Origin of the sequence: Paraconexibacter sp. (genome assembly GCF_041602235.1) — a bacterium.
GTDB lineage: Bacteria > Actinomycetota > Thermoleophilia > Solirubrobacterales > Solirubrobacteraceae > Paraconexibacter.
Map to the genome: position 1 here is coordinate 1 of NZ_JBFIGP010000044.1, position 19599 is coordinate 19599.

General features: G+C 71.6%; 19 protein-coding genes. 18 read left to right on the plus strand and 1 reads right to left on the minus strand.

Features of this window, described 5'->3' with window-relative positions; translation table 11 throughout:
• The 11 genes from ABYE80_RS05795 to ABYE80_RS05845 form a co-directional block, all read left to right on the plus strand.
• A partial coding sequence (locus tag ABYE80_RS05795) for a nucleoside-diphosphate kinase (protein ID WP_372789316.1) occupies positions 1-214 on the plus strand: 214 nt, incomplete at its 5' end.
• 8 nt (positions 215-222) lie between these two features.
• A complete protein-coding gene (locus tag ABYE80_RS05800; protein ID WP_372789317.1) occupies positions 223-804 on the plus strand; it encodes a nucleoside triphosphate pyrophosphatase in 582 nt (193 codons plus the stop codon).
• A gap of 160 nt (positions 805-964) precedes the next feature.
• The gene (locus tag ABYE80_RS05805) at positions 965-2014 is read left to right on the plus strand and encodes a rod shape-determining protein (RefSeq protein WP_372789318.1); all 1050 of its coding nucleotides are present in this window, start codon (positions 965-967) and stop codon (positions 2012-2014) included.
• Positions 2015-2110: 96 nt separating this feature from the next.
• Complete coding sequence (gene mreC / locus ABYE80_RS05810) at positions 2111-2986, plus strand: rod shape-determining protein MreC (RefSeq protein ID WP_372789319.1); 876 nt, start codon at positions 2111-2113, stop codon at positions 2984-2986.
• On the plus strand, positions 2983-3552 hold the full coding sequence (locus ABYE80_RS05815; protein ID WP_372789320.1) for a hypothetical protein: 570 nt from the start codon (positions 2983-2985) through the stop codon (positions 3550-3552). Before mreC ends, ABYE80_RS05815 begins: the two co-directional genes overlap by 4 nt.
• Positions 3549-5633 (plus strand): penicillin-binding protein 2, encoded by a 2085-nt coding sequence (gene mrdA / locus ABYE80_RS05820; protein ID WP_372789321.1) that lies wholly within the window; start codon positions 3549-3551, stop codon positions 5631-5633. Before ABYE80_RS05815 ends, mrdA begins: the two co-directional genes overlap by 4 nt.
• A gap of 4 nt (positions 5634-5637) precedes the next feature.
• Positions 5638-6837: an FtsW/RodA/SpoVE family cell cycle protein gene (locus tag ABYE80_RS05825; protein ID WP_372789322.1), complete on the plus strand. Its 1200-nt coding sequence runs from the start codon at positions 5638-5640 to the stop codon at positions 6835-6837.
• An 18-nt stretch (positions 6838-6855) separates the two neighbouring features.
• Positions 6856-8775, plus strand: coding sequence for an Rne/Rng family ribonuclease (locus ABYE80_RS05830; protein WP_372789323.1), 1920 nt, complete (start codon positions 6856-6858; stop codon positions 8773-8775).
• A 7-nt stretch (positions 8776-8782) separates the two neighbouring features.
• Complete coding sequence (rplU, locus tag ABYE80_RS05835) at positions 8783-9091, plus strand: 50S ribosomal protein L21 (protein WP_372789324.1); 309 nt, start codon at positions 8783-8785, stop codon at positions 9089-9091.
• Between the two features lie 11 nt (positions 9092-9102).
• The gene (gene rpmA, locus ABYE80_RS05840; protein ID WP_372789325.1) at positions 9103-9369 is read left to right on the plus strand and encodes a 50S ribosomal protein L27; all 267 of its coding nucleotides are present in this window, start codon (positions 9103-9105) and stop codon (positions 9367-9369) included.
• Positions 9370-9379: 10 nt separating this feature from the next.
• The gene (locus tag ABYE80_RS05845; protein ID WP_372789326.1) at positions 9380-9760 is read left to right on the plus strand and encodes a hypothetical protein; all 381 of its coding nucleotides are present in this window, start codon (positions 9380-9382) and stop codon (positions 9758-9760) included.
• 49 nt (positions 9761-9809) lie between these two features.
• On the opposite strand, the gene ABYE80_RS05850 is transcribed toward ABYE80_RS05845, so the two are convergent.
• Complete coding sequence (locus ABYE80_RS05850) at positions 9810-10502, minus strand: SDR family oxidoreductase (RefSeq protein ID WP_372789327.1); 693 nt, start codon at positions 10500-10502, stop codon at positions 9810-9812.
• A 67-nt stretch (positions 10503-10569) separates the two neighbouring features.
• Between ABYE80_RS05850 and obgE the strand changes: the two genes are divergently transcribed.
• The 7 genes from obgE to ABYE80_RS05885 form a co-directional block, all read left to right on the plus strand.
• Positions 10570-11904, plus strand: coding sequence for a GTPase ObgE (gene obgE / locus ABYE80_RS05855; RefSeq protein ID WP_372789328.1), 1335 nt, complete (start codon positions 10570-10572; stop codon positions 11902-11904).
• 62 nt (positions 11905-11966) lie between these two features.
• The gene (proB, locus tag ABYE80_RS05860) at positions 11967-13061 is read left to right on the plus strand and encodes a glutamate 5-kinase (RefSeq protein WP_372789329.1); all 1095 of its coding nucleotides are present in this window, start codon (positions 11967-11969) and stop codon (positions 13059-13061) included.
• Between the two features lie 87 nt (positions 13062-13148).
• On the plus strand, positions 13149-16613 hold the full coding sequence (locus tag ABYE80_RS05865; RefSeq protein WP_372789330.1) for a hypothetical protein: 3465 nt from the start codon (positions 13149-13151) through the stop codon (positions 16611-16613).
• Positions 16614-16687: 74 nt separating this feature from the next.
• Complete coding sequence (locus tag ABYE80_RS05870; RefSeq protein WP_372789331.1) at positions 16688-17959, plus strand: glutamate-5-semialdehyde dehydrogenase; 1272 nt, start codon at positions 16688-16690, stop codon at positions 17957-17959.
• A 16-nt stretch (positions 17960-17975) separates the two neighbouring features.
• Positions 17976-18584, plus strand: coding sequence for a nicotinate-nucleotide adenylyltransferase (gene nadD / locus ABYE80_RS05875; RefSeq protein ID WP_372789332.1), 609 nt, complete (start codon positions 17976-17978; stop codon positions 18582-18584).
• Between the two features lie 30 nt (positions 18585-18614).
• Positions 18615-19046 (plus strand): ribosome silencing factor, encoded by a 432-nt coding sequence (gene rsfS, locus ABYE80_RS05880; protein ID WP_372789333.1) that lies wholly within the window; start codon positions 18615-18617, stop codon positions 19044-19046.
• 16 nt (positions 19047-19062) lie between these two features.
• Positions 19063-19599 (plus strand): PQQ-dependent sugar dehydrogenase (locus ABYE80_RS05885; protein ID WP_372789334.1); only part of this gene is annotated, 537 nt, incomplete at its 3' end.

Below are 19599 nucleotides of genomic sequence, written 5' to 3' on the forward strand. Positions count from 1 at the left end.
CATCACGTCGGGGCCGCTCGTCGCCGCGATCCTGTCCGGGAACGACGCCATCAAGGCGGCGCGTCAGCTGATCGGCGCCACCAACCCGCTCGAGGCGGCCACCGGCTCGATCCGCGGTGACTTCGCCACGCTCGTGGGGGAGAACATGGTCCACGGCTCGGACTCGCCGGAGTCCGCCGAGCGCGAGATCGGGATCTGGTTCCCGGAGCTGTAGCCGAGCGGATGGGACGGTCCGGGCCGTCCCCGCTCATCCTGGCCTCGGCGTCCCCCCAGCGGCGCGCCATCCTGGCGCGCCTGGGGGTGGTGTTCGATGCGCGCCCGACCCACGTCGACGAGCTCGAGGCCGGCGAGCCGCACGCGGTCGCCCGGGAGAACGCGCTGCGCAAGGCCCGCGCCGCGGCCACCGGGCTGGCGTCCTCGGAGCAGGCCGCGCTCGTGCTCGGGGTCGACACGCTGGTCGCGCTCGACGGCGCCATCTACGGGAAGCCCGCCTCGGCGGAGGAGGCCCGCGCAACGCTCGCGGCCCTGTCGGCGGCCACCCACGACGTCGTCAGCGGGCTCGCGATCATCGAGAACGGCACGACCGAGGTCGCGACCGCGGTCACCCGCGTGACCTTCCGGCGGCTCGACGAGGCCTTCATCCACTGGTACGTGGGCCTGGGCGAGTGGCAGGGCCGGGCCGGGGGATACGCGATCCAGGAGGCCGGCGGTGCCCTGGTGCGCTCGATCGACGGCGACTACCTGAACGTCGTCGGGCTGCCCGTCGCCCTCCTCCTCGATCGCCGGCCGCACCTGCTGCGGTAGCGGCGCTCGGGCGCCCATTTGCAGCCGTTTTCCCAGCCTGCAAGCCGGGGACCGCGCGACAGGGTGTCAGCCATGGCTCCGCTACACTGGCCCGAGTCCGCGGCCCGCAGCCGCAAGATCATCGGTGGGGACGATCCCCAGCGCGTGCGGACCTTCCCTCATGGGCTTCTTCAGCTACCTCACCGGGTTCGGTGGCCGCGACATGGCCGTCGACCTCGGCACCGCCAACACCCTCGTCTACGTACGCGGTCGCGGCATCGTGCTCTCCGAGCCGAGCGTCGTGGCGATCGACTCCCGCACCGGTGAGGTGCACGCGGTCGGCATAGAGGCCAAGCGGATGCTCGGCCGGACCCCGGGGACGATCCAGGCCATCCGGCCGTTGAAGGACGGCGTCATCGCCGACTTCGACGTCACGGAGGAGATGCTGCGCCACTTCATCCAGAAGGTCCACCAGAACCGCTGGGCCCACCCGCGCGTCGTCGTCTGCGTGCCCTCCGGGGTCACGGGCGTCGAGAAGCGCGCGGTCGAGGAGGCATGCCTGTCCGCCGGAGCGCGCCAGGCGTACCTGATCGAGGAGCCCATGGCCGCGGCGATCGGCGCCGGCCTCCCGGTCGGGGAGCCGACCGGATCGATGGTCGTCGACATCGGTGGCGGTACGAGCGAGGTCGCCGTGATCTCGCTCGGCGGCATCGTCGTCAGCCAGTCGATCCGCATCGGCGGCGACGAGCTCGACGAGGCGATCATCAACTACGCCAAGCGCGAGTACAAACTGCTCATCGGCCAGCAGACCGCGGAGGAGGTCAAGCTGGAGATCGGCTCGGCCTACCCGATGGAGGAAGAGGTCCAGGCCGAGATCCGGGGGCGCGACATGGTCTCGGGGCTCCCGAAGACCGTCGTGCTCACCAGCGAGGAGATCCGGCAGGCGCTCGAGGAGCCCCTCTCGCAGATCCTCGACGCCGTGAAGGAAACCCTCGACCGCACGCCGCCCGAGCTCGCGTCCGACATCATGGACCGAGGCATCATGCTGGCCGGCGGCGGATCGCTGCTGCAGGGGCTCGACGAGCGCCTGCGCGAAGAGACGCAGATGCCCGCGCACCTCGCCGAGTCGCCGCTCACGTGCGTCGCCGTCGGCTCGGGCCGCTCCCTGGAGGAGTTCGAGGTCATCCACCGCACGAGCAAGGGCTCGCGCAACCGCCGCCGGAGGAACTGAGATGCGCCGCCGTCTCGGCCCCGGGCCCGAACGCCATCGCGGGATGCCATCCTGTGATTGGCGCAATCCCCGCCACGCTTTGGAGTACTTCTTCCCGTGTACGACGCCAAGACGGTACGCCGACGGCGCGCGGTCCTCGGGCTGCTCGTCGTCTGCTCCCTGATCCTGATCACCGCCAGCTTCGGTGACAACGGCGGCCCCCTGCGTTCGATCCAGAACGGCGTCGTCGAGGTCATCTCCCCGATCCAGGAAGGCGCCAGCCGCTCGCTGAAGCCCGTCCGGGACCTGTTCGGCTGGGTCGGCGACACGATCGACGCCAAGGGCGAGAACAAGGATCTGCGCAAGGAGCGCGACCGCTACCGCGCCGAGGCGGCGGCCGCCAAGAACGCGCTGCAGGAGAACGCCCGGCTGCGCGGGCTGCTCGCGCTCGACACGCGGGCCGAGCTCGACCGCTACAAGCCGGTCACGGCCCGGGTGATCGCACGCTCCTCGCTGGTGCTGTCGACCACGATCAACATCGACAAGGGGTCGAGCTCGGGCATCCGGGTCGATCAGCCGGTGCTCGCCGGGGCCGGCCTCGTCGGCAAGGTCACCCAGGTCGGTCGCGGGTACGCGATCGTCACGCTCATCACCGACCACCGGATCGGCGTCACCGCGGAGGTGGCCGAGACCGGCGTCAACGGCACCGTGGAGAGCGCGGTCGGGAACCCACGCGACCTGATCCTCAAGTACACCCGCCGCTCGGACCGCGTCGATCCCAAGCAGATGATCCTCACCGCGGGGACGCGCACGTCGGACCCCAAGTACCGCTCGCTGTTCCCACCCGGCATCCCGATCGGTGAGGTCACGCGCATCGACGAGCCCGGGACCGACTCGCAGAAGGTGCACCTGCGGCCGTACGTCGACGTCGGCCGGATCGACTTCGTCCAGGTCCTCACCGAGGCAGCCAACGGCAACCGCCCCGTGTCGTGATCGTCCTGACCCCACAGCTCCTGACGCGTCTGCTGGTGCTCGGCCTGATCGTCGTGATCGCCCAGGTCGCCGCCGTCGCGCAGGTCCGCCTGCTCGGGGTCAACGCGGACATCGTGCCGCTCGCCGTCGCGTCCGCGGGCCTGCTCTGCGGATCGCTGGGCGGAGCGGCCTTCGGGTTCGCGGTCGGGCTGTTCGTCGACATGGCGCTGGTCCAGACGCTGGGGATCGACTCGCTGCTGTACACGGCTGTCGGGTACGGGGCCGGGCGCGTCCGCGAGCTGCGCGATCCCCAGGGCGCGGCGATCCCGCCCGTCGTCGGCGGCATCGCCACCCTGGTCGCCGTAGGCGGCTTCGCCCTGCTGCAGTTCCTGCTCGGCGTCGACGCGCCCGTGAGCTTCCTGCTGATCACCCAGATCTTCGCGGTCGTCCTCGTCAACACGATCGCGGCGATCCCGGTCCACGCGCTGGTTCGCCGCTGGCTCACCCCGGCGCTCCCCGACGACCCCAAGCGTCGCCGTCGGCGGGCGTACACGACCGGCGGCCTCTCGCCGCTCTCACGCGCATGATCGACCCCGTCAGCGACCGACGCCCGCCGATCACACCGCAGCTCGCGCTGCGCGTCGCCTTCATCGGCGGCCTCGCCTTCGTGCTGTTCGGCATCGTCTTCTTCCGCTTGTGGTACCTGCAGGTGCTCGACGGCGACCGCTATCTGGCCCAGGCCCAGAGCAACCGCGTGCGCACCGAGCGCATCCAGGCGCCGCGCGGCACGATCGTCGACCGCAACGGCAACGTGCTCGTGCAGAACCGCCAGGCGACGCTCGTCCAGCTCGACCCCGAGCAGATCCCGCAGGAGGAGAAGACCGCGGCGCTCGAGTGGGGGCAGCGCGTGACGGCGCGCCTCAAGAAGCCCAAGGGCCAGCGCGGGCGCTACGGCGTCCCGATCCCCGAGGTCGCCACCCCGGAGCTCGAGGAGCGCTTCAAGCGCCTCGCACGGGTGCTGGAGATGTCCGTGGACGAGATCCAGCGCCGCACCGTGCAGCAGATCGCCCAGGTGCCGTACGCGCGGGTGACCCTCAAGACCGACGTCCCGGACAAGATGCGCGACTACATCGAGGAGCGCCAGGAGCAGTTCCCCGGGGTCGAGGTCGGGCAGAAGTACCTGCGCGAGTACCCCCAGCGCGAGCTCGCCGCCCAGATCGTGGGCACGGTGGGGGAGGTCAGCCCCAAGCAGCTCGAGGACCGCAAGCGCTACCGCGGGGTCTCGCAGGGCGCGATCGTCGGGCAGGAAGGGCTCGAGTACCAGTACGACGAGTTCCTGCGCGGCCGTGACGGTGCGACGCGGATCGTCGTGAACGCCCAGGGCGAGAACCGCGGGCAGGGGCGCACCCGCGAACCCCGGGTCGGACACACCGTGAAGCTCACGCTCGACCTCGAGCTGCAGAAGGCCGCGCAGGAAGCGCTGCAGCGGGGCATGATGGCCGCCCGCGGCAACGGCAACCGCGGCGACGCGGGCGCGTTCGTGGCGATGGACCCGACGAACGGGGAGATCCTGGCGCTCGGATCCGCTCCGAGCTTCGACCCCAACGTGCTGTCGCGTCCGATCAGCCAGGAGCGCTACGAGGCGCTCTTCAGCGAGGAGGCGGGGGCACCCCGGTTCAACCGGGCGATCGCCTCGCAGTACGCGACCGGCTCGACGTTCAAGACCGTCACCGCCTACGCCGGCCTGGCCGCCGGACTGGTCACGCCCGAGACGCGGATCGCCGACGCCGGGTGCATCAAGGTCGGACTCGCCAAGCAGGAGTTCTGCAACGCCGGCAAGACCGCCAACGGCAGCGTCGACCTGCGGGAGGCGATGAAGGTCTCGTCCGACATCTACTTCTACCGCCTGGGACAGAACCTCAACCCGCTCAAGGGCGAGATCCTCCAGAGCTGGGCCAAGCGGTTCGGCTTCGGCAAGACCACGGGGATCGACCTGCCGGGCGAGGCGGGCGGCAACGTGCCCGATCGCGACTGGCGCGCCCGGGTCGGCAAGGCGGAGGCCGACTGCCGCAAGCGCAGGAAGATCCCGCTCACGGCTCGCGCGGGCTGCGGGATCTCCGACATGCGGCCGTGGACGTTCGGCGACAACATGAACCTGTCCGTCGGGCAGGGCGACCTGCAGGCCACGCCGCTGCAGCTCGCGCTCTCCTACGCGATCCTGGCCAACGGGGGCAAGGTCGTCGAGCCGCACGTGGGCAAGCTCGTCGAGGACGACCGCGGACGCGAGCTGCAGAGCCTGCGGCGTGGGGCCCCCAAGCGCGTGAAGCTCGACGCCGGGTACCGTGAGGCGATCATGGACGGTCTGCATCAGGCGGCCAGCGCGCCCGGCGGCACCAGCACGACCACGTTCGAGGGTTGGCCTCACGATCGCTACCCCGTCTACGGGAAGACCGGCACGGCGGAGGTCATCAACGCCGAGGGCTACTTCGAGCAGTCGTGGTACGTCGCCTACGTCCCCAGCCCGACGAAGCCGATCGTCGTCGCCGTGACGGTCGAGAAGGGCGGGTTCGGCGCGGAGGCCGCGGCGCCGGCCGTCCGGCAGATCCTGTCCCAGCACTTCTTCAACAAGCCTGGCGTCTTCAAGGTCGGAACGTCGCGAACGAACTAACCGCGTGAACGCCACGACCCCCATCCAGTCGCCGTCCGACGTCGCCGCCTCGCCGCGGTCGCGCGCGGTGTCGCTCGCACTGCCGTTCGACCCTGTGCTCGCGCTCGCCGTGATCGGCCTCTGCGTGTGGTCGCTCCTGGCGATCGGGGCCGCGAGCGAGGGGGACGGGCTCGCCGATCCCAACACGTTCGTGACCCGTCAGGCGATCTACTTCGGCGTCGGACTGGCCATCGCGATCGTGGCGGCGGTGATCGACTACTCGCGGCTGCGTGAGCTCAAGATCGGGCTCTACGCGCTGCTGATCGGGATCATCCTGCTCGTCTTCGCCTTCGGCACCGTCACACGTGGATCGCGGCTGGCGATCCAACTGCCGTTCTTCAGCTTCCAGAGTTCCGAGCTGGGCAAGATCCTCCTCGTCATGGCCCTCGCGGGCTTCGTGGTGGACCGCGCCCGGCGCTTGCAGGATCGGGACACGACCGCGCGGATCATGCTTCTCACGTTGATCCCCGCGGGCCTCGTGATCGCGCAGGACCTCGGGTCCGGTCTCGTCTACATCGCGATCGGACTCACCATGCTCTTCGTCGCCGGGACCTCGGTGCGGCACTTCGCCGCGCTGATCGCGCTCGGTCTGGCGGCGGTGATGCTCGTGCTGGTCGTCGCTCCCCGGGTGGGCGTGGAGGTTCTCGCGCCCTACCAGAAGGAGCGGCTCACCTCGTTCCTCCAACCCTCCAACGACCCGGGAGACGCCGGGTATCAGCAGGCGCAGTCGCGCATCGCCATCGGATCCGGGGAGAAGACCGGACGGGGCGACCGATCCACCCAGTCGTCGTTGCGGTTCCTCCCTGAGGACCACACCGACTTCGTGTTCGCCACGGTCGGCGAGCGCTGGGGATTCGTCGGTGCCGGCTTCGTGCTGTCGCTGTACGCGCTGCTGGTCTGGCGCGCCATACGCATTCTCACCATGGCGAAGAACCTGTTCGGAGCGCTGATCGCGGGTGGCATCATCGCGATGCTCCTCACGCAGGTCTTCGTCAACGTCGGCATGAACGTAGGGATCATGCCCATCACCGGGATCCCGCTACCGCTTATGACGTACGGCGGATCCTCAGTCCTTTCCACCTTCCTGGCCGTCGGCCTTCTCCAGTCGATCTACGCGCAAGGGCGCGCATCGGCAGCGATGAAGGGCCGCGTCCTCGGCTTCTAGATCCAGAGGAACCACAACGTGAAGAAGCAAGTGCTCGTCAGCGTCGACCGCGGAGAGACCCGCGTCGCGCTGATGGAAGCCACCGGTACGCCGGAGGCCACCACCAACGGCGGCGGACAGCGTCGTCGCCGCGGCAAAGGCGGACCGAGCGGTGTCCCTGAGGGATACCGCGTCGCCGAGCTCTATTTCGAGCGCCGCGGCAACCGCTCGATCGTCGGCAACATCTACAAGGGCAAGGTCGACAACGTCCTGCCCGGCCTCGAGGCGGCGTTCGTCGACATCGGGCTCGACAAGAACGGGTTCCTGCACGTCGACGAGATCGTGATCCCGGGCGTCGAGCAGGTGCGCCGCGGCCGGGGTGACGGCAACGGCAAGAAGATCACCGACCTGATCAAGCCTGGGCAGGAGATCGTCTGCCAGGTCGTCAAGGACCCGCTCAAGACCAAGGGCGCCCGGCTCTCCATGGAGCTGACGGTCGCCGGCCGCTACATGGTCTACACACCCACGGGCGAGGGCGTCGGGGTCTCCAAGCGCCTCGACGACAAGGAGCGCGAGCGCCTGCGCAAGGAGGTCAAGGGCCTGGACCTCCACGGTGGCGGCGCGATCGTCCGCACCGCCGCGCACGGGGCCAAGCGCAAGGACTTCGAGCGTGAGCTCCAGTACCTCTTCAAGCTGCACGAGGTCCTCCAGTCGCGCGTCGAGTCGACGCCGGCTCCCGGCCTGGTCTTCCAGGAGGCCGACCTGTCCGTCCGGGTGGTCCGCGACATCTTCAGCGACCACTTCGAGCGGGCGGTGGTCGACGACGAGAAGCAGCACCAGCGGCTCGTGTCGTTCTTCAGCCGCACCGCGCCCGAGCTCGTGGACCGCGTCGAGCTGTACCAGGACTCGGTGCCCCTCATGGAGCGCTACGGCGTGGACGAGGTCATCGACGGCCTGCTCTCCAAGCGGGTCGACCTGCCCTCGGGCGGCTACCTGATGATCGACTACGCCGAGGCCCTCACCGTCATCGACGTGAACTCGGGCTCCTTCGTGGGTCGGGGCAAGCAGGCCCGGCTCGAGGACACGATCACCCGCACCAACCTGGAGGCGGCGGAGGCCGTCGTCAACCAGCTGCGCCTGCGGGACATCGGCGGCATCATCGTCATCGACTTCATCGACATGGCGCGCGCCCGCAACCGCGACGCGGTGCTCAAGACGCTGCGCAAGGCGCTCGACGAGGACCGCACCAAGACGTTCACCGCGGAGATCTCCAAGCTCGGGCTCGTCGAGATGACACGCCAGAACGTCACGGAGGGCGTGCGCGAGATCATCAGCCGCGAGTGCCCGACCTGTCACGGGGACGGCGTGATCCGCTCGGAGGAGACGATCGCGATCGACATCGAGCGCCAGTTGCGCGAGATCGCGTCCCGGGCGCCGCGGGCCACGGAGGCGTTCCTCGTGCAGATCAACCCGAAGGTGACGGCCGAGTTCACCGGGGACGGCGGCCGGGTGCTCCGCGCGCTGGAGATGGAGACCGGCAAGCTGTTCCACTTCGAGGGCTCCGAGGGGCTCCCGCTGGACCACTTCCAGGTGACCATGGAGGGCACGAAGGCCGAGGTCGAGGAGAAGGCGGTGCCGTTCCGGCCCGGCGACGAGGTGCTCGTGCAGATCGTCGAGCCGCACATGTACGACGCCGACGCGGCCGTCGCCAAGATCGACGGCTACATCGTGTCGATCCGGCGGGCCGGCCGGCTGGTCGGGGAGAAGCGCCTGGTGCGGATCGAGGACGCGGGCCGGACCGCCGCGACCGCCGTCCTGGTCGACGAGTCCGACCTGCCCGCCGCCCCGGAGGGCGCTTCCGACGGCGATGCCGTACCATCCAAGCCCAGGCGCCGTGGCCGCAGAGGCGGACGGCGCCGTTCCGCTGCCAAGGCCGCGGACACGTCCTCGTCGGAGTAGATGAACTATGTACGCAGTCGTAAAGACCGGTGGCAAGCAATATCGCGTTGAGGAGGGTCAGACCCTGCTCGTCGAGAAGCTCGCTCTCGAGCCCGGCGATTCGGTCGACCTGCAGCCGCTGCTGATCAGCGGCGACGACTCGGTGTTCGACAAGGCTGGCCTGGAGAAGGCCTCCGTGTCCGCCAAGGTCGTCGAGCACGTGCGCGGCCCGAAGCTCGTCGTCTTCAAGTTCAAGCCCAAGCGCGGCTACAAGAACAAGAACGGGCATCGCCAGGACCTCACCCGCATCGAGATCACCGGCATCAAGGCCAAGTAGGAGACACCGGTATGGCACACAAGAAGGGCCTGGGCTCGTCCCGCAACGGCCGTGATTCCAACTCCAAGCGACTCGGCGTGAAGGTCTTCGCCGGCGAGGTCGTCACCGGCGGCGAGATCATCGTCCGCCAGCGCGGCAGCCGCTTCAAGGCCGGCGAGGGCGTCGGCATGGGCAAGGACGACACGCTCTACGCCCGCTCCGCCGGGACCGTGTCGTTCGACGTCGGCCGTCGCGGCCGCGTCGTCAGCGTGCAGCCCGCCGCTCCGTCCGCCGAGTAGCGGTCGGTTCGTGGCGCTCTCCCCGATGCTCCTGGCCCGCGGCCTCGCCGCGGGTCGCCTTGCGCTCGGCGTCGGCCTGATGGCCGCGCCGACGCCGTTGTCGCGCGGGTGGCTCGGCGAGGTCGCCGAGCAGCCGGCGGGTCAGGTCGCGATGCGCGCGCTCGGCGTGCGCGACGCGATCCTCGGTGGGCTGACCCTGCACACGCTGTCGCACCCCGAGGTCGGTCCCCGCTGGATGGCCACGTGCGCGGTGGCCGACACCGTGGACTTCGCGGCCACGGTCGCGGGCCGCAAGGGTCTGCCGCCGCAGGCCGCCGGCGTGATCGCCCTCGCGGGCGGCTCCGCCGTCGCGGGCTTCGCGCTCGCCGCGGCCCTCAAGCGCGCCGGCTAGGCCCGGCGCTCGTTCCCGCCGCGCCGGGCAGCGTCGTGGCCCGACAGCCCTACAGCTCCTGGGCCGTCGGTCGGATCAGCATCTCGTTGACGTCCACCCGCGCGGGCTGCGACACGGCGTACAGGACGGCGCCTGCGATGTCCTCCGCGAGGAGCGCGCCGTCGCCGGCACCGTTGTCGAAGAACGGCGTGTCGACCATGCCGGGCTCGATGAGCGTCACGCGGGCACCGGTGCCGCTCAGCTCCTGGCGCAGCGACTCGCCCATGCCGGTCACCGCCCACTTCGTCGAGCTGTAGAGCGAGCCGGGCAGGGCGCGCCGTCCCGCGACCGATCCGGTGAGCAGGAAGTGGCCCTTGGTGCGCTCGATCTCGTCGATCGTGGCGCGGATCGTCAGCGCCGCGCCGTACACGTTCGTCAGGATCATCGACTTCCACTGCTCCGGGGACTCCTTGCGGAAGCCGCGGGCGGCGCCGAAGCCGGCGTTGGCGAACACGACGTCGATCTGCCCGAACGCCTCCTTCGCGCGGGCGGCGAGCGCCTCGACCTGATCCCACTCGGTGACGTCACAGGGGACCGCGATCGCGCGCTCGGGCCCGCCCAGCTCGTCCGCGAGCGCCTCGAGCTTGTCGGTGGAGCGAGCCGCGAGGACCACCCGGTACCCGGCCGCGGAGGCCTGCCGCGCGGTCTGCGCGCCGATGCCGGTGCTGGCGCCGGTGATGAGGAAGACCTTGTCTGAAGCCATGAGTGCCTTTCGTCGTGTCACGATGAGCGGGAGGGGATCTGCTCCTGCGGAGTCTCCTCTACCCACCATGCTCTACGACAAGGCCCGCATCCACGTTCACGCCGGCGACGGCGGCAACGGCTGCATGAGCTTCCGCCGCGAGGCGCACGTGCCGCAAGGAGGACCCGACGGCGGCGACGGCGGACGCGGCGGCGACGTCGTCCTCGTGTGCGACGACTCGCTGCGGGACCTCCAGGTGTTCAAGCGCAGCGCCCACTACCGCGCGCCGCGCGGACGTCACGGCGAGGGGTCGCAGCGCGAGGGCGCCGACGGCGACACGCTGGAGATCAAGGTGCCGCCCGGCACCGAGATCCACCTCGAGGACGGGACGGTGCACGACCTCACGGTCCCCGGCCAGCGCGCCGTGGTCGCCGAGGGCGGGGTCGGCGGGAGGGGCAACCGGCGCTTCAAGAGCTCGGTGCGCCAGTCGCCGCGGTTCGCGGAGCTCGGCCTGCCCGGCACCGAGGCCTGGATCGATCTGCGCCTCAAGCTGCTGGCGGACGTCGGCTTCGTCGGCGTGCCGAACGCGGGCAAGAGCTCCCTGCTGTCGGTCATGACGCGGGCCGCGCCGAAGATCGCCAGCTACCCGTTCACCACGCTGGAGCCGCAGCTCGGCACCATCGAGCGCGACGGGCGCCAGCTGATCCTGGCCGACATCCCGGGCCTCGTGGAGGGCGCCAGCGAGGGCGTCGGCCTGGGACACGACTTCCTCGCCCACGTCGAGCGGACCCGCCTGCTCGTCCACGTGCTGGACCTGATGCCGTTCGACGGGAGCGACCCGCAGGAGAACTACGAGACGATCGAGCGCGAGCTCGCCTTGCACGACGAGCGGCTGGCCCGCCTGCCGCGCATCCTCGTGCTCTCGAAGGCCGACCTCGTGTCGCCCGAGGAGGCGGAGGTGACCGCCGAGGTCTGGCGCGAGCGGTTCGCCGACCAGATCCCGCCGCGCGAGGAGTGGGACGACAGCCCGGTCGAGGTCGTCACCCCCGTGCTCGTCACCTCCTCCGCCACCCACCTGGGTCTCGAGGACCTCGCCAAGGAGCTCTTCCGCCGCGTCCCGCTCGGGTCGACCGGGGGCCTCGGGCTCGCCGCCGAGGAGGACCTCGCGGAGCACCGGGTGTTCCGGCCCGCCAAGGGCCGTGGCTGGGAGGTCGAGGAGATCGGTGAGGGCGAGTGGCGCGTGAGCGGGGACGCGGTGGACCGGCTGATCGCCCGGCACGACCTCGAGAACGACGACGCGCTCAACCACGTCGAGCACAAGCTGCATCGCATGGGGGTCATCCGTGCCCTCGAGGCCAGGGGCTTCGAGCCCGGCGACGACGTGGAGATCGGCGGCGTCGTGTTCGAGCTCGACCCGGGATAGGCCGCGACCGGGGCCGCCGACGGACGCCGCGGGCCTCGGGCTCGTATCGTTGCGGACCGTCCATGGCCCGAATCGTCGTCAAGCTCGGATCCAGCGTCGTCGCCGAGAGCGACGGCACGCTCCGCGATGCGGTGCTCGCGCGCGTCTGCGGCGCGCTCGCCGACCGCCATGCGGCCGGTGACGACGTCGTCCTCGTCACGAGCGGGGCCATCGCCCGGGGCATGCGGGTCATGGGCCTTCCTGCGCGTCCGACCGCGATCGAGGACCTCCAGGCCGCGAGCGCGGTGGGTCAGGGCAAGCTGTACCGCGTCTACGACGAGCTGCTGCGTGAGCGCGGCGTGACGAGCGCACAGGTGCTGCTCACGTTCTTCGACATGAGCGCCCGGCTGCACTACCTCAACGCCCGGCAGACGCTCGGCCGGCTGCTGCGCTGGCGCGTGCTGCCCGTGATCAACGAGAACGACACCACGACGACCGACGAGATCAGCTTCGGGGACAACGACTTCCTCGCCGCGCAGGTCGCGGTGCTCCTCGGCGCCGACGAGCTCGTGCTCTGCACCGACATCGAGGGGCTGTACACCGCCAACCCGAGGAACGACCCCTCGGCGGAGCTGCTGGCGCGGGTCGAGGACTTCGCGATCCTGGACTCGCTGGCGATCGGGCACGAGACCTCCGCCCTGGGGTCCGGCGGGATGCGCTCCAAGGTCGTGGCCGCCGAGATGGCGACCGCGGCGGGCATCCCCACGACGATCTGCAGCGGCATCCGCGCAGGCGCGCTCGAAGCCGTCCTCGCCGGGGAGGAGGCCGGGACGCGCTTCGCCGCGCATCCCGCCAAGTACTCGTCGTTCAAGCTCTGGCTCAAGTACGCCAAGCCCACGCGCGGCACCGTGGTCGTCGACGACGGCGCCGTACGAGCGCTCCGCGGCGGGGCCGCCAGCCTCCTGCCGGTCGGCGTCGTCGAGACGCGTGGCAGCTTCGACGCCGGCGACGCGGTCGAGATCGTCAGCCGGACCGGGGAGGTCGTCGCCAAGGGCATCAGCACCTTCAGCGCGGCCGAGCTGCGCTCGGTCGCCGGGATGAAGACCTCGGAGGTCCGGAACCGGCTCGGCGGGGCGGCGGACGAGGCCGTCCACCGCGACTACCTCGTGCTGGGCTGAGGTCCGGCGCGCCCTGCGGCGCGCCTGGGCTCGCCGCTCGAAAAGTTCCTGCGGCGAGCCGTTCGCCGGGAGTATGTTCCAGCGGTCATGCGTCGCATCGTCGTTGGTGTGCTCTCCGCAGTGCTGCTCCTCGGAGGCGGGTCGGCCGCGCTCGTCGCCCCGCCCGCCCACGGCGCGAAGACCAAGGCCAAGAGCAAGGCCAAGACCAAGGCGCGGCATCCCTCGCTGAAGTCCGGGGTCTACCGGACCCAGGGCTACCAGGGCCGGCGCAGCCTCCCCAGGACCGGACCGGAGCCGACCCCGCGGGCGACGGTCCTGAGCTCGAACGGCTGGAAGCCGGACGTCCACGTCGACGCCGCCGGCACCGCGCACATCGTCTGGGTCGACGACGTCGACGCCGCCGGGCAGCCGCTCGCGAACGATCTCCTGCACTACTGCCGCCTGCCGCGCGGTGCGAGCGCGTGCGACAACCCGACGCAGACGCCGTTCGATCCGGCCCGGACACCGTCCGAGGACTTCGCGGGCCCCCGCATCCTGCAGATCGGAGACGGACTGGTCGTCCTCACCTTCCGCTACCCCGTCGTGGTCGACCATCCGGACGGCGCGACCAGCGATCGCACGCTCTACGCCTACACGTCCGTGGACGGAGGGACCACGTGGAGCGCTCCCGTCATCGTCGGGACCCAGGAGCCCTCCGGCGGTGCGCTCGTGTTCGGGGGCGTGAATCCGAAGATCGCGGTCATCTCCGACACGCAGACCGGGGGGACCCGGGTGCAGACCATCGTCCCGGGCCAGTACACCCGCGCCACCGCGCTGCTGGGCCCGGGGAACGAGGCGTACTCGGGCAGTCTCGCGCTCGACGGCGAGCAGCCGGTGGCGGCGTTCCGGGACCTCAGCGGCTACGCGGTCGTCCGTCGCCTCACACCCGGTGGTGACCCGCAGAACCCGGACGCCTGGACCCGCCAGACGGTGCCCGGGCTGGACGAGGTGACGCTGGCATCGGGACCCGCGGGCACGTTCCTGTTCGGTCGCGCGCCGACCGGCGGGCCCTGGACCGTCCGCCGCGTGGCCGATGGCGTGCCGCATGGTCCCGTCGCGCTGCCGGTGCCGCGCAACGGCACCGGCTCCGTGCGGGCGTTCGCGCAGGACGCGTCAGGGGTCCTGCACGGCGTCATCCGCGACGGGATCGGCTCGACCCTGTTCGGCACGGAGTCCGCTGACGGCGGACGCTCCTGGAGTCCGACGAGCCTCGTCGCCCGGGCCGCCACCGCCGGCGGCGGGATCGACGACGTCAGCACCGCCGTCGCGAAGGACGGCGGGGGCGTGACGGTGTACCGGCGGGACCCGACCGGGCTCACCAGCGGCACGATCGCGGCGACCGCCTTCGGGACGCTCTCACCGACCGGGGTCAAGGGCGCCGGTGCGCTGGCCGGCACCGGGGTGCCCGGCGCCTTCGCGGGCTGTGACCGCGTCAGCTTCGGCAAGGTCTTCGCCACGCCGCGGCAGGGCTGCCTGCTGCCGAGCGTCGATCCGAAATACCCGGGCGCCGCGGTGTCGCAAGGGCCCGTGGACCTCAACGGCCTGGTGCTGGTCCCCGACACCAACGTGCGGATCCTCCTCGACCCACGGCGCAGGACGATCGACACCACCGGCAAGGTACGCGTGCTCCTGCGTGGTGCCGGCCTCGAGATGACGCTGCTGCACGCGGAGCTCCACATCAAGCTCGACGACGTCGGGGTCGGGGGGACGCTGCTGGACATCGCTCCCTCCGGGCTCGACCTCGCCGGCTTCCCGATCGCGGGACGGATCAAGGTGCAGCTGACCGGGACCGGTGCGCGGATCCCGTTGTCGCTCTCCCTCCCCGGCGCGTTCGGGGGGATCACCGGGGACGCCACCCTGCTGCTGGAGAGCGGCCGGGGGGTGCAGCTGGAGTCCATGCGCCTCGCCGTCTCCCGGGCGCCGCTCGGGCCGATGGAGGTCCGGGACCTCCTGATCTCCTACACGGGCGGGACCGAGACCTGGTCCGGCAAGGCGACGCTCGGGCTGCCACCCCAACCCGGCGGCGCGGCGCTCGGGGCGGACGTGACGTTCACCAAGGGCCGCTTCGTGATGGGCAACTTCGAGCTCACGCCGCCCTACCCGGGCATCGCCATCGGACCCAACGTGTACTTCACGAAGCTCCGCGGCGGCTTCGGGCTCGACCCGATCAGCTTCAAGGTCGGCGCGAGCTTCGGCGCGTTCCCCATCGCTCCGCCAGACACGTACACGGTCGGCGTCGACGGCGATCTGGTGCTGACGGTCTCCGGCGGCACCGTGCTCCTGAAGTACACCGGGGTCGGGAACATCGCCAACGTCAGTATGAACCGGGTCGTCCTCAACGCCGGGACCGACGGCTACGCCGACCTCACCGCCGGGTACGACGTCGATCTCGTGCTCGTGGGCCTCTCGGGCAGCCTGCAGGGGTTCGTCGACGGGCCCGGCCGGCAGTTCGGGGCCACGGCGGACGTCAAGGTGCGGGTCGCCGGGCTCCCGGCGGTCGGGCAGCGCGCCGCGATCTCCGGGAAGGGCATCGGCGCTTGTTACACGGTGCTCGGGGCCTCGTTCTACGCGGGCTACAAGTTCGGGCAGCCGATCCCGGCCGGCGTCCGTGCCGGCGCGACCCTGGGGGACTGCAACCTGAGCACGTTCGAGGTGCAGCGCCCGCGCGCCCGTGCGGCGCAGGCTGGGGGCACCACGTTCACGGTGGCGGCGGGGACGCGCGTGCAGAACGTCGAGCTCGGCGCCGCGGCAGGGACGCCGACCGTGACCCTCCGCGCCCCGGACGGCACCGCGGTCACGCCGGTCGACGCCAGAGCCACGGGATCGGTGACCGGGCCCGCCGTCGCGCTCACGATGCCGGAGGGCGCCCGGACGCTCCTGATCCTGCGTGACCCCAAGCCCGGGACCTGGACGGTCGTCCCCTCACCGGGGTCCCCGGCGATCACCGGCGTGCTGACGGCCCGGGACGCGCCGGCGGTGAAGGTCAGGGCGACGGTGAAGCGCAAGGGCACGCGTCGGGTCCTGCGGTACGCCATCTCGGGCGGAGGCGGCGCCGCAGTGCGCTTCGCCGAGCGCGGCGGCCGCGGGGCGAGCGCGGACCTGGGCGCCGCGAAGGGCCGCGCGGGCACGATCACCTTCACGCCCGCCTCCGGCCCGGCCGGGCGCCGCGACATCGTCGCCGTGGTCTCGCGCGGGGACGTGCCGGCCTCGGCCACGGTGGTGACGCGCTACACGGCGCCCGCGGCACGGCGGCCGGCGACGGTGCGCCGCGTGCGTGCCCGACGCTCGAGTCGCTCGGTGCTCGTGCGGTGGCGCGGCGTCCCCGGGGCGCGGCGCTACCTGGTCACGGTCCGGGGCCGCACGTCCAAGCGGGTCCTGTCCCGACTCGTGTCCGCGAAGAAGCGCTCGGTGCGGGTAGGGGGGATCAGCGTCGACGACGGCCGCCTGACGGTCACGGTGGCGGCCCAGGACCGGCAGGGTCGTAGCGGTCGGTCGGGGCGCGCCCGCGCCTGAGCGGGACACCGCCCGCCTGCGCGCGAACCGGGCGCCGCCCCGTGGCCCGGACGGGCGGCCGGTACCCTCCCGGCATGGCCACGACGACCACGAGCGTCTCCGACATCTGCCTGCGCGCCCGTGCCGCGGCACGCGCCCTCGCGGCGACCGACAGCGCGACCAAGGACCGCGCGCTCCACGCGATCGCCGACGCGCTCATCGCGCGGACCCCGGAGATCCTCGAGGCCAACGGCCGCGACATGGAGGCGGGGCGGGAGAACGGCCTCGACGCCGCGCTGCTCGACCGCCTGCTGCTCGACGAGGGACGCGTGGCCGCCATCGCCGGCCAGGTCCGCGACATCGCCGCGCTGCCCGACCCGGTCGGCGAGGTGATCGACGGCAGGCGCCTGCCCAACGGGCTCGACGTCAAGAAGGTGCGGGTCCCGCTGGGCGTGGTCGCGGTGGTCTACGAGGCGCGTCCCAACGTCACGATCGACGCGGCGGCGCTGTGCCTCAAGAGCGGCAACGCGATCGTCCTGCGCGGCTCCTCGTCGGCAGCAGGGTCGAACGCCGTGCTGGCAGGGATCGCCGCGGAGGCCGCCGTCGAGGCCGGTCTGCCCGAGGGGGCCATCGGGCTGGTCGCGGGCGGCGGACGCGAGGAGCTCGCGGAGCTGGCGACCCAGGCCGGCGTCGTGGACCTGATCATCCCGCGGGGCGGAGAGGGCCTGAAGAACGCGCTCAAGGGTGTGGCCACGGTCCCGGTCATGTACGCAGCCTCCGGGAACTGCCACGTGTTCGTCGACGCCTCCGCGGACGTCGGGACCGCCACGGAGATCATCCTCAACGCCAAGACGCAGCGCCCCGGCGTGTGCAACGCCGCGGAGACGCTGCTCGTCCACGCCGACGCCGCCCCGGCGTTCCTGCCGGTCGCCCTCGCGGCGTTGCTCGACGCCGGCGTCGAGCTGCGCGTCGACGGCCGGACCCGCGCGCTGGCCGGGGCGGCGCTCGACGGACGGCTCCACGACGTCGGGGAGACGGACTGGGACACCGAGTACCTCTCCCTCACGCTCGCGGTCGGGGTGGTCGACTCCGTCCAGGAGGCGATCGAGCACATCGGGGCACACGGCTCCGGGCACTCCGAGGCCATCGTCACCCGTGACGCCGCCTCCGCGCGCGCGTTCGAACTGGGCGTCGACGCCGCGTGCGTCTACGTCAACGCGTCGACGCGCTTCACCGATGGCGGCGAGTTCGGCATGGGGGCCGAGATCGGGAACTCCACGCAGAAGCTGCACGCTCGCGGCCCGATCGGCCTGCGCGAGCTGTGCGCCTTCAAGTACGTCGTCACGGGGGACGGGCACGTCCGTTGAGCCGCGGTCGCACCCCGTGACGAAGGTCGGGATCCTCGGCGGGACGTTCAACCCGCCGCACATCGGGCACCTCGTGTCGGCCGCAGAGGCGTCCGAGCAGCTCGGGCTCGACCGGGTCCTCCTGATGCCGGTGTTCCTTCCCCCGCACAAGGAGGCCCACGCCGACCCGGGGCCGCAGGCGCGCCTCGAGCTGTGCGAGCTGGCCGTCGCGGGGGACCCCCGGCTCGAGGTGAGCTCGCTGGAGGTCGACCGCGGGGGGCCGTCCTACACCGTGGATACGCTGCGCGCGATCCATGCTGCGCATCCCGAGGACGATCTGACGTTCATCGTGGGAGGGGACATGGCCCAGTCCCTGCCGACCTGGCGTGAGCCGGAGGGCGTCCTGCGCCTGGCGACCCTCGCGGTCGCCGAGCGGGAGGGAGTCGAGCGCGAGGACGTCCGCGAGCGTCTGGCGGGATTGGCGGGCGCGGAGCGCGTCGTCTTCTTCGACATGCCCCGTCTGGACGTGTCGTCGTCGCTGCTTCGCCGGCGTGTCTCCGAGGGCCGCAGCATCCGTCATCTCGTCCCGGACGCCGTCGCGGAGCGGATCGCGCAGCGCGGCTGGTACCGCAGGGGCGAGCCCTGACGGTCCCGAGTCCCTACCCTGGAGGGTGACGTGACGCAGACCACCATGACCGAGAACGCGAACTCCGAACCCACCAGCATCGATCCGGTGCGCCTCGCCGAGGTGATCGCGGCGTTGGCGGCCGACAAGAAGGCGTCCGACATCGTCGCGCTCGACCTGCGCGGGGTCAGCGGGTTCACCGACGTCTTCGTCGTGTGCACCGGCAACACCGACCGCCAGGTGAAGGCGATCCACGATGCGATCCAGCAGGGCCTCAAGAAGGACCATGGCGTCCTGCCGCGTCGGGTGGAGGGCCTGCAGGAGGCACGGTGGATCCTCATGGACTACTGGGACGTCATCGTCCACGTCTTCACGCCCGACACCCGTGAGTACTACCGCCTCGAGCAGTTGTGGGGCGACGTGCCGCGCCTCGCGCTGGATCCCGTCGCGCTCGGCCTGACGTCCGGGGACGACGACGCCTGACGAGGGCTCGTAGGCGATGGTGTCGCGCGCCGCGGCCGGGGCCATCGCAGCGTCGCTGGTGCTCGTCGGCCTCGTGCTGGTCATGGCGCTGGGCGACGATCCCTCCGGGCGACCGGACGGGACGGGGACGGCCCCGCCGACGCTCGTCCTGCCCGACGAGCCCGACGCCGAAGCCCAGGCCGGCGCACAGCGCGGCCCACGGTTGCGCCTGCAGCCGGTGGCGCGGTTCGCGCGTCCCGTCTGGCTGACCCAGCCGCCTGGCGACCCCCCGCGCCTGTTCGTCGTCGAGAAGGGCGGGCGGGTGCGGATCGTCCGTGGCGGCAGGGTCCTCCGTCGGCCGTTCCTCAGCCTTCGCGGCAAGGTCAGCACCCGCACCGAGCAGGGACTCCTCAGCCTGGCGTTCGCGCCCAGCTACACGCGCAGCCGGCGGTTCTACGTCTCCTACACGGACCGCCGCGGGGCGCTGCGGGTCGAGGAGTGGAGGACCCGTCGCAGCTCGCCGGACAGGGCGGATCCCGACAGCCGACGCCTCGTCATCCGGATCCCGCAGCCG

What these genes read in the sequence shown, in the direction of transcription:
- ABYE80_RS05800 (WP_372789317.1), top strand. Translation starts at nt 223, where the DNA reads ATGGGACGGTCCGGGCCGTCCCCGCTCATCCTGGCCTCGGCGTCCCCC.
- ABYE80_RS05805 (WP_372789318.1), top strand. Translation starts at nt 965, where the DNA reads ATGGGCTTCTTCAGCTACCTCACCGGGTTCGGTGGCCGCGACATGGCC.
- mrdA (WP_372789321.1), top strand. Translation starts at nt 3,549, where the DNA reads ATGATCGACCCCGTCAGCGACCGACGCCCGCCGATCACACCGCAGCTC.
- rplU (WP_372789324.1), top strand. Translation starts at nt 8,783, where the DNA reads ATGTACGCAGTCGTAAAGACCGGTGGCAAGCAATATCGCGTTGAGGAG.
- rpmA (WP_372789325.1), top strand. Translation starts at nt 9,103, where the DNA reads ATGGCACACAAGAAGGGCCTGGGCTCGTCCCGCAACGGCCGTGATTCC.
- ABYE80_RS05850 (WP_372789327.1), bottom strand. Translation starts at nt 10,502, where the DNA reads ATGGCTTCAGACAAGGTCTTCCTCATCACCGGCGCCAGCACCGGCATC.
- obgE (WP_372789328.1), top strand. Translation starts at nt 10,570, where the DNA reads ATGCTCTACGACAAGGCCCGCATCCACGTTCACGCCGGCGACGGCGGC.
- proB (WP_372789329.1), top strand. Translation starts at nt 11,967, where the DNA reads ATGGCCCGAATCGTCGTCAAGCTCGGATCCAGCGTCGTCGCCGAGAGC.
- ABYE80_RS05865 (WP_372789330.1), top strand. Translation starts at nt 13,149, where the DNA reads ATGCGTCGCATCGTCGTTGGTGTGCTCTCCGCAGTGCTGCTCCTCGGA.
- ABYE80_RS05870 (WP_372789331.1), top strand. Translation starts at nt 16,688, where the DNA reads ATGGCCACGACGACCACGAGCGTCTCCGACATCTGCCTGCGCGCCCGT.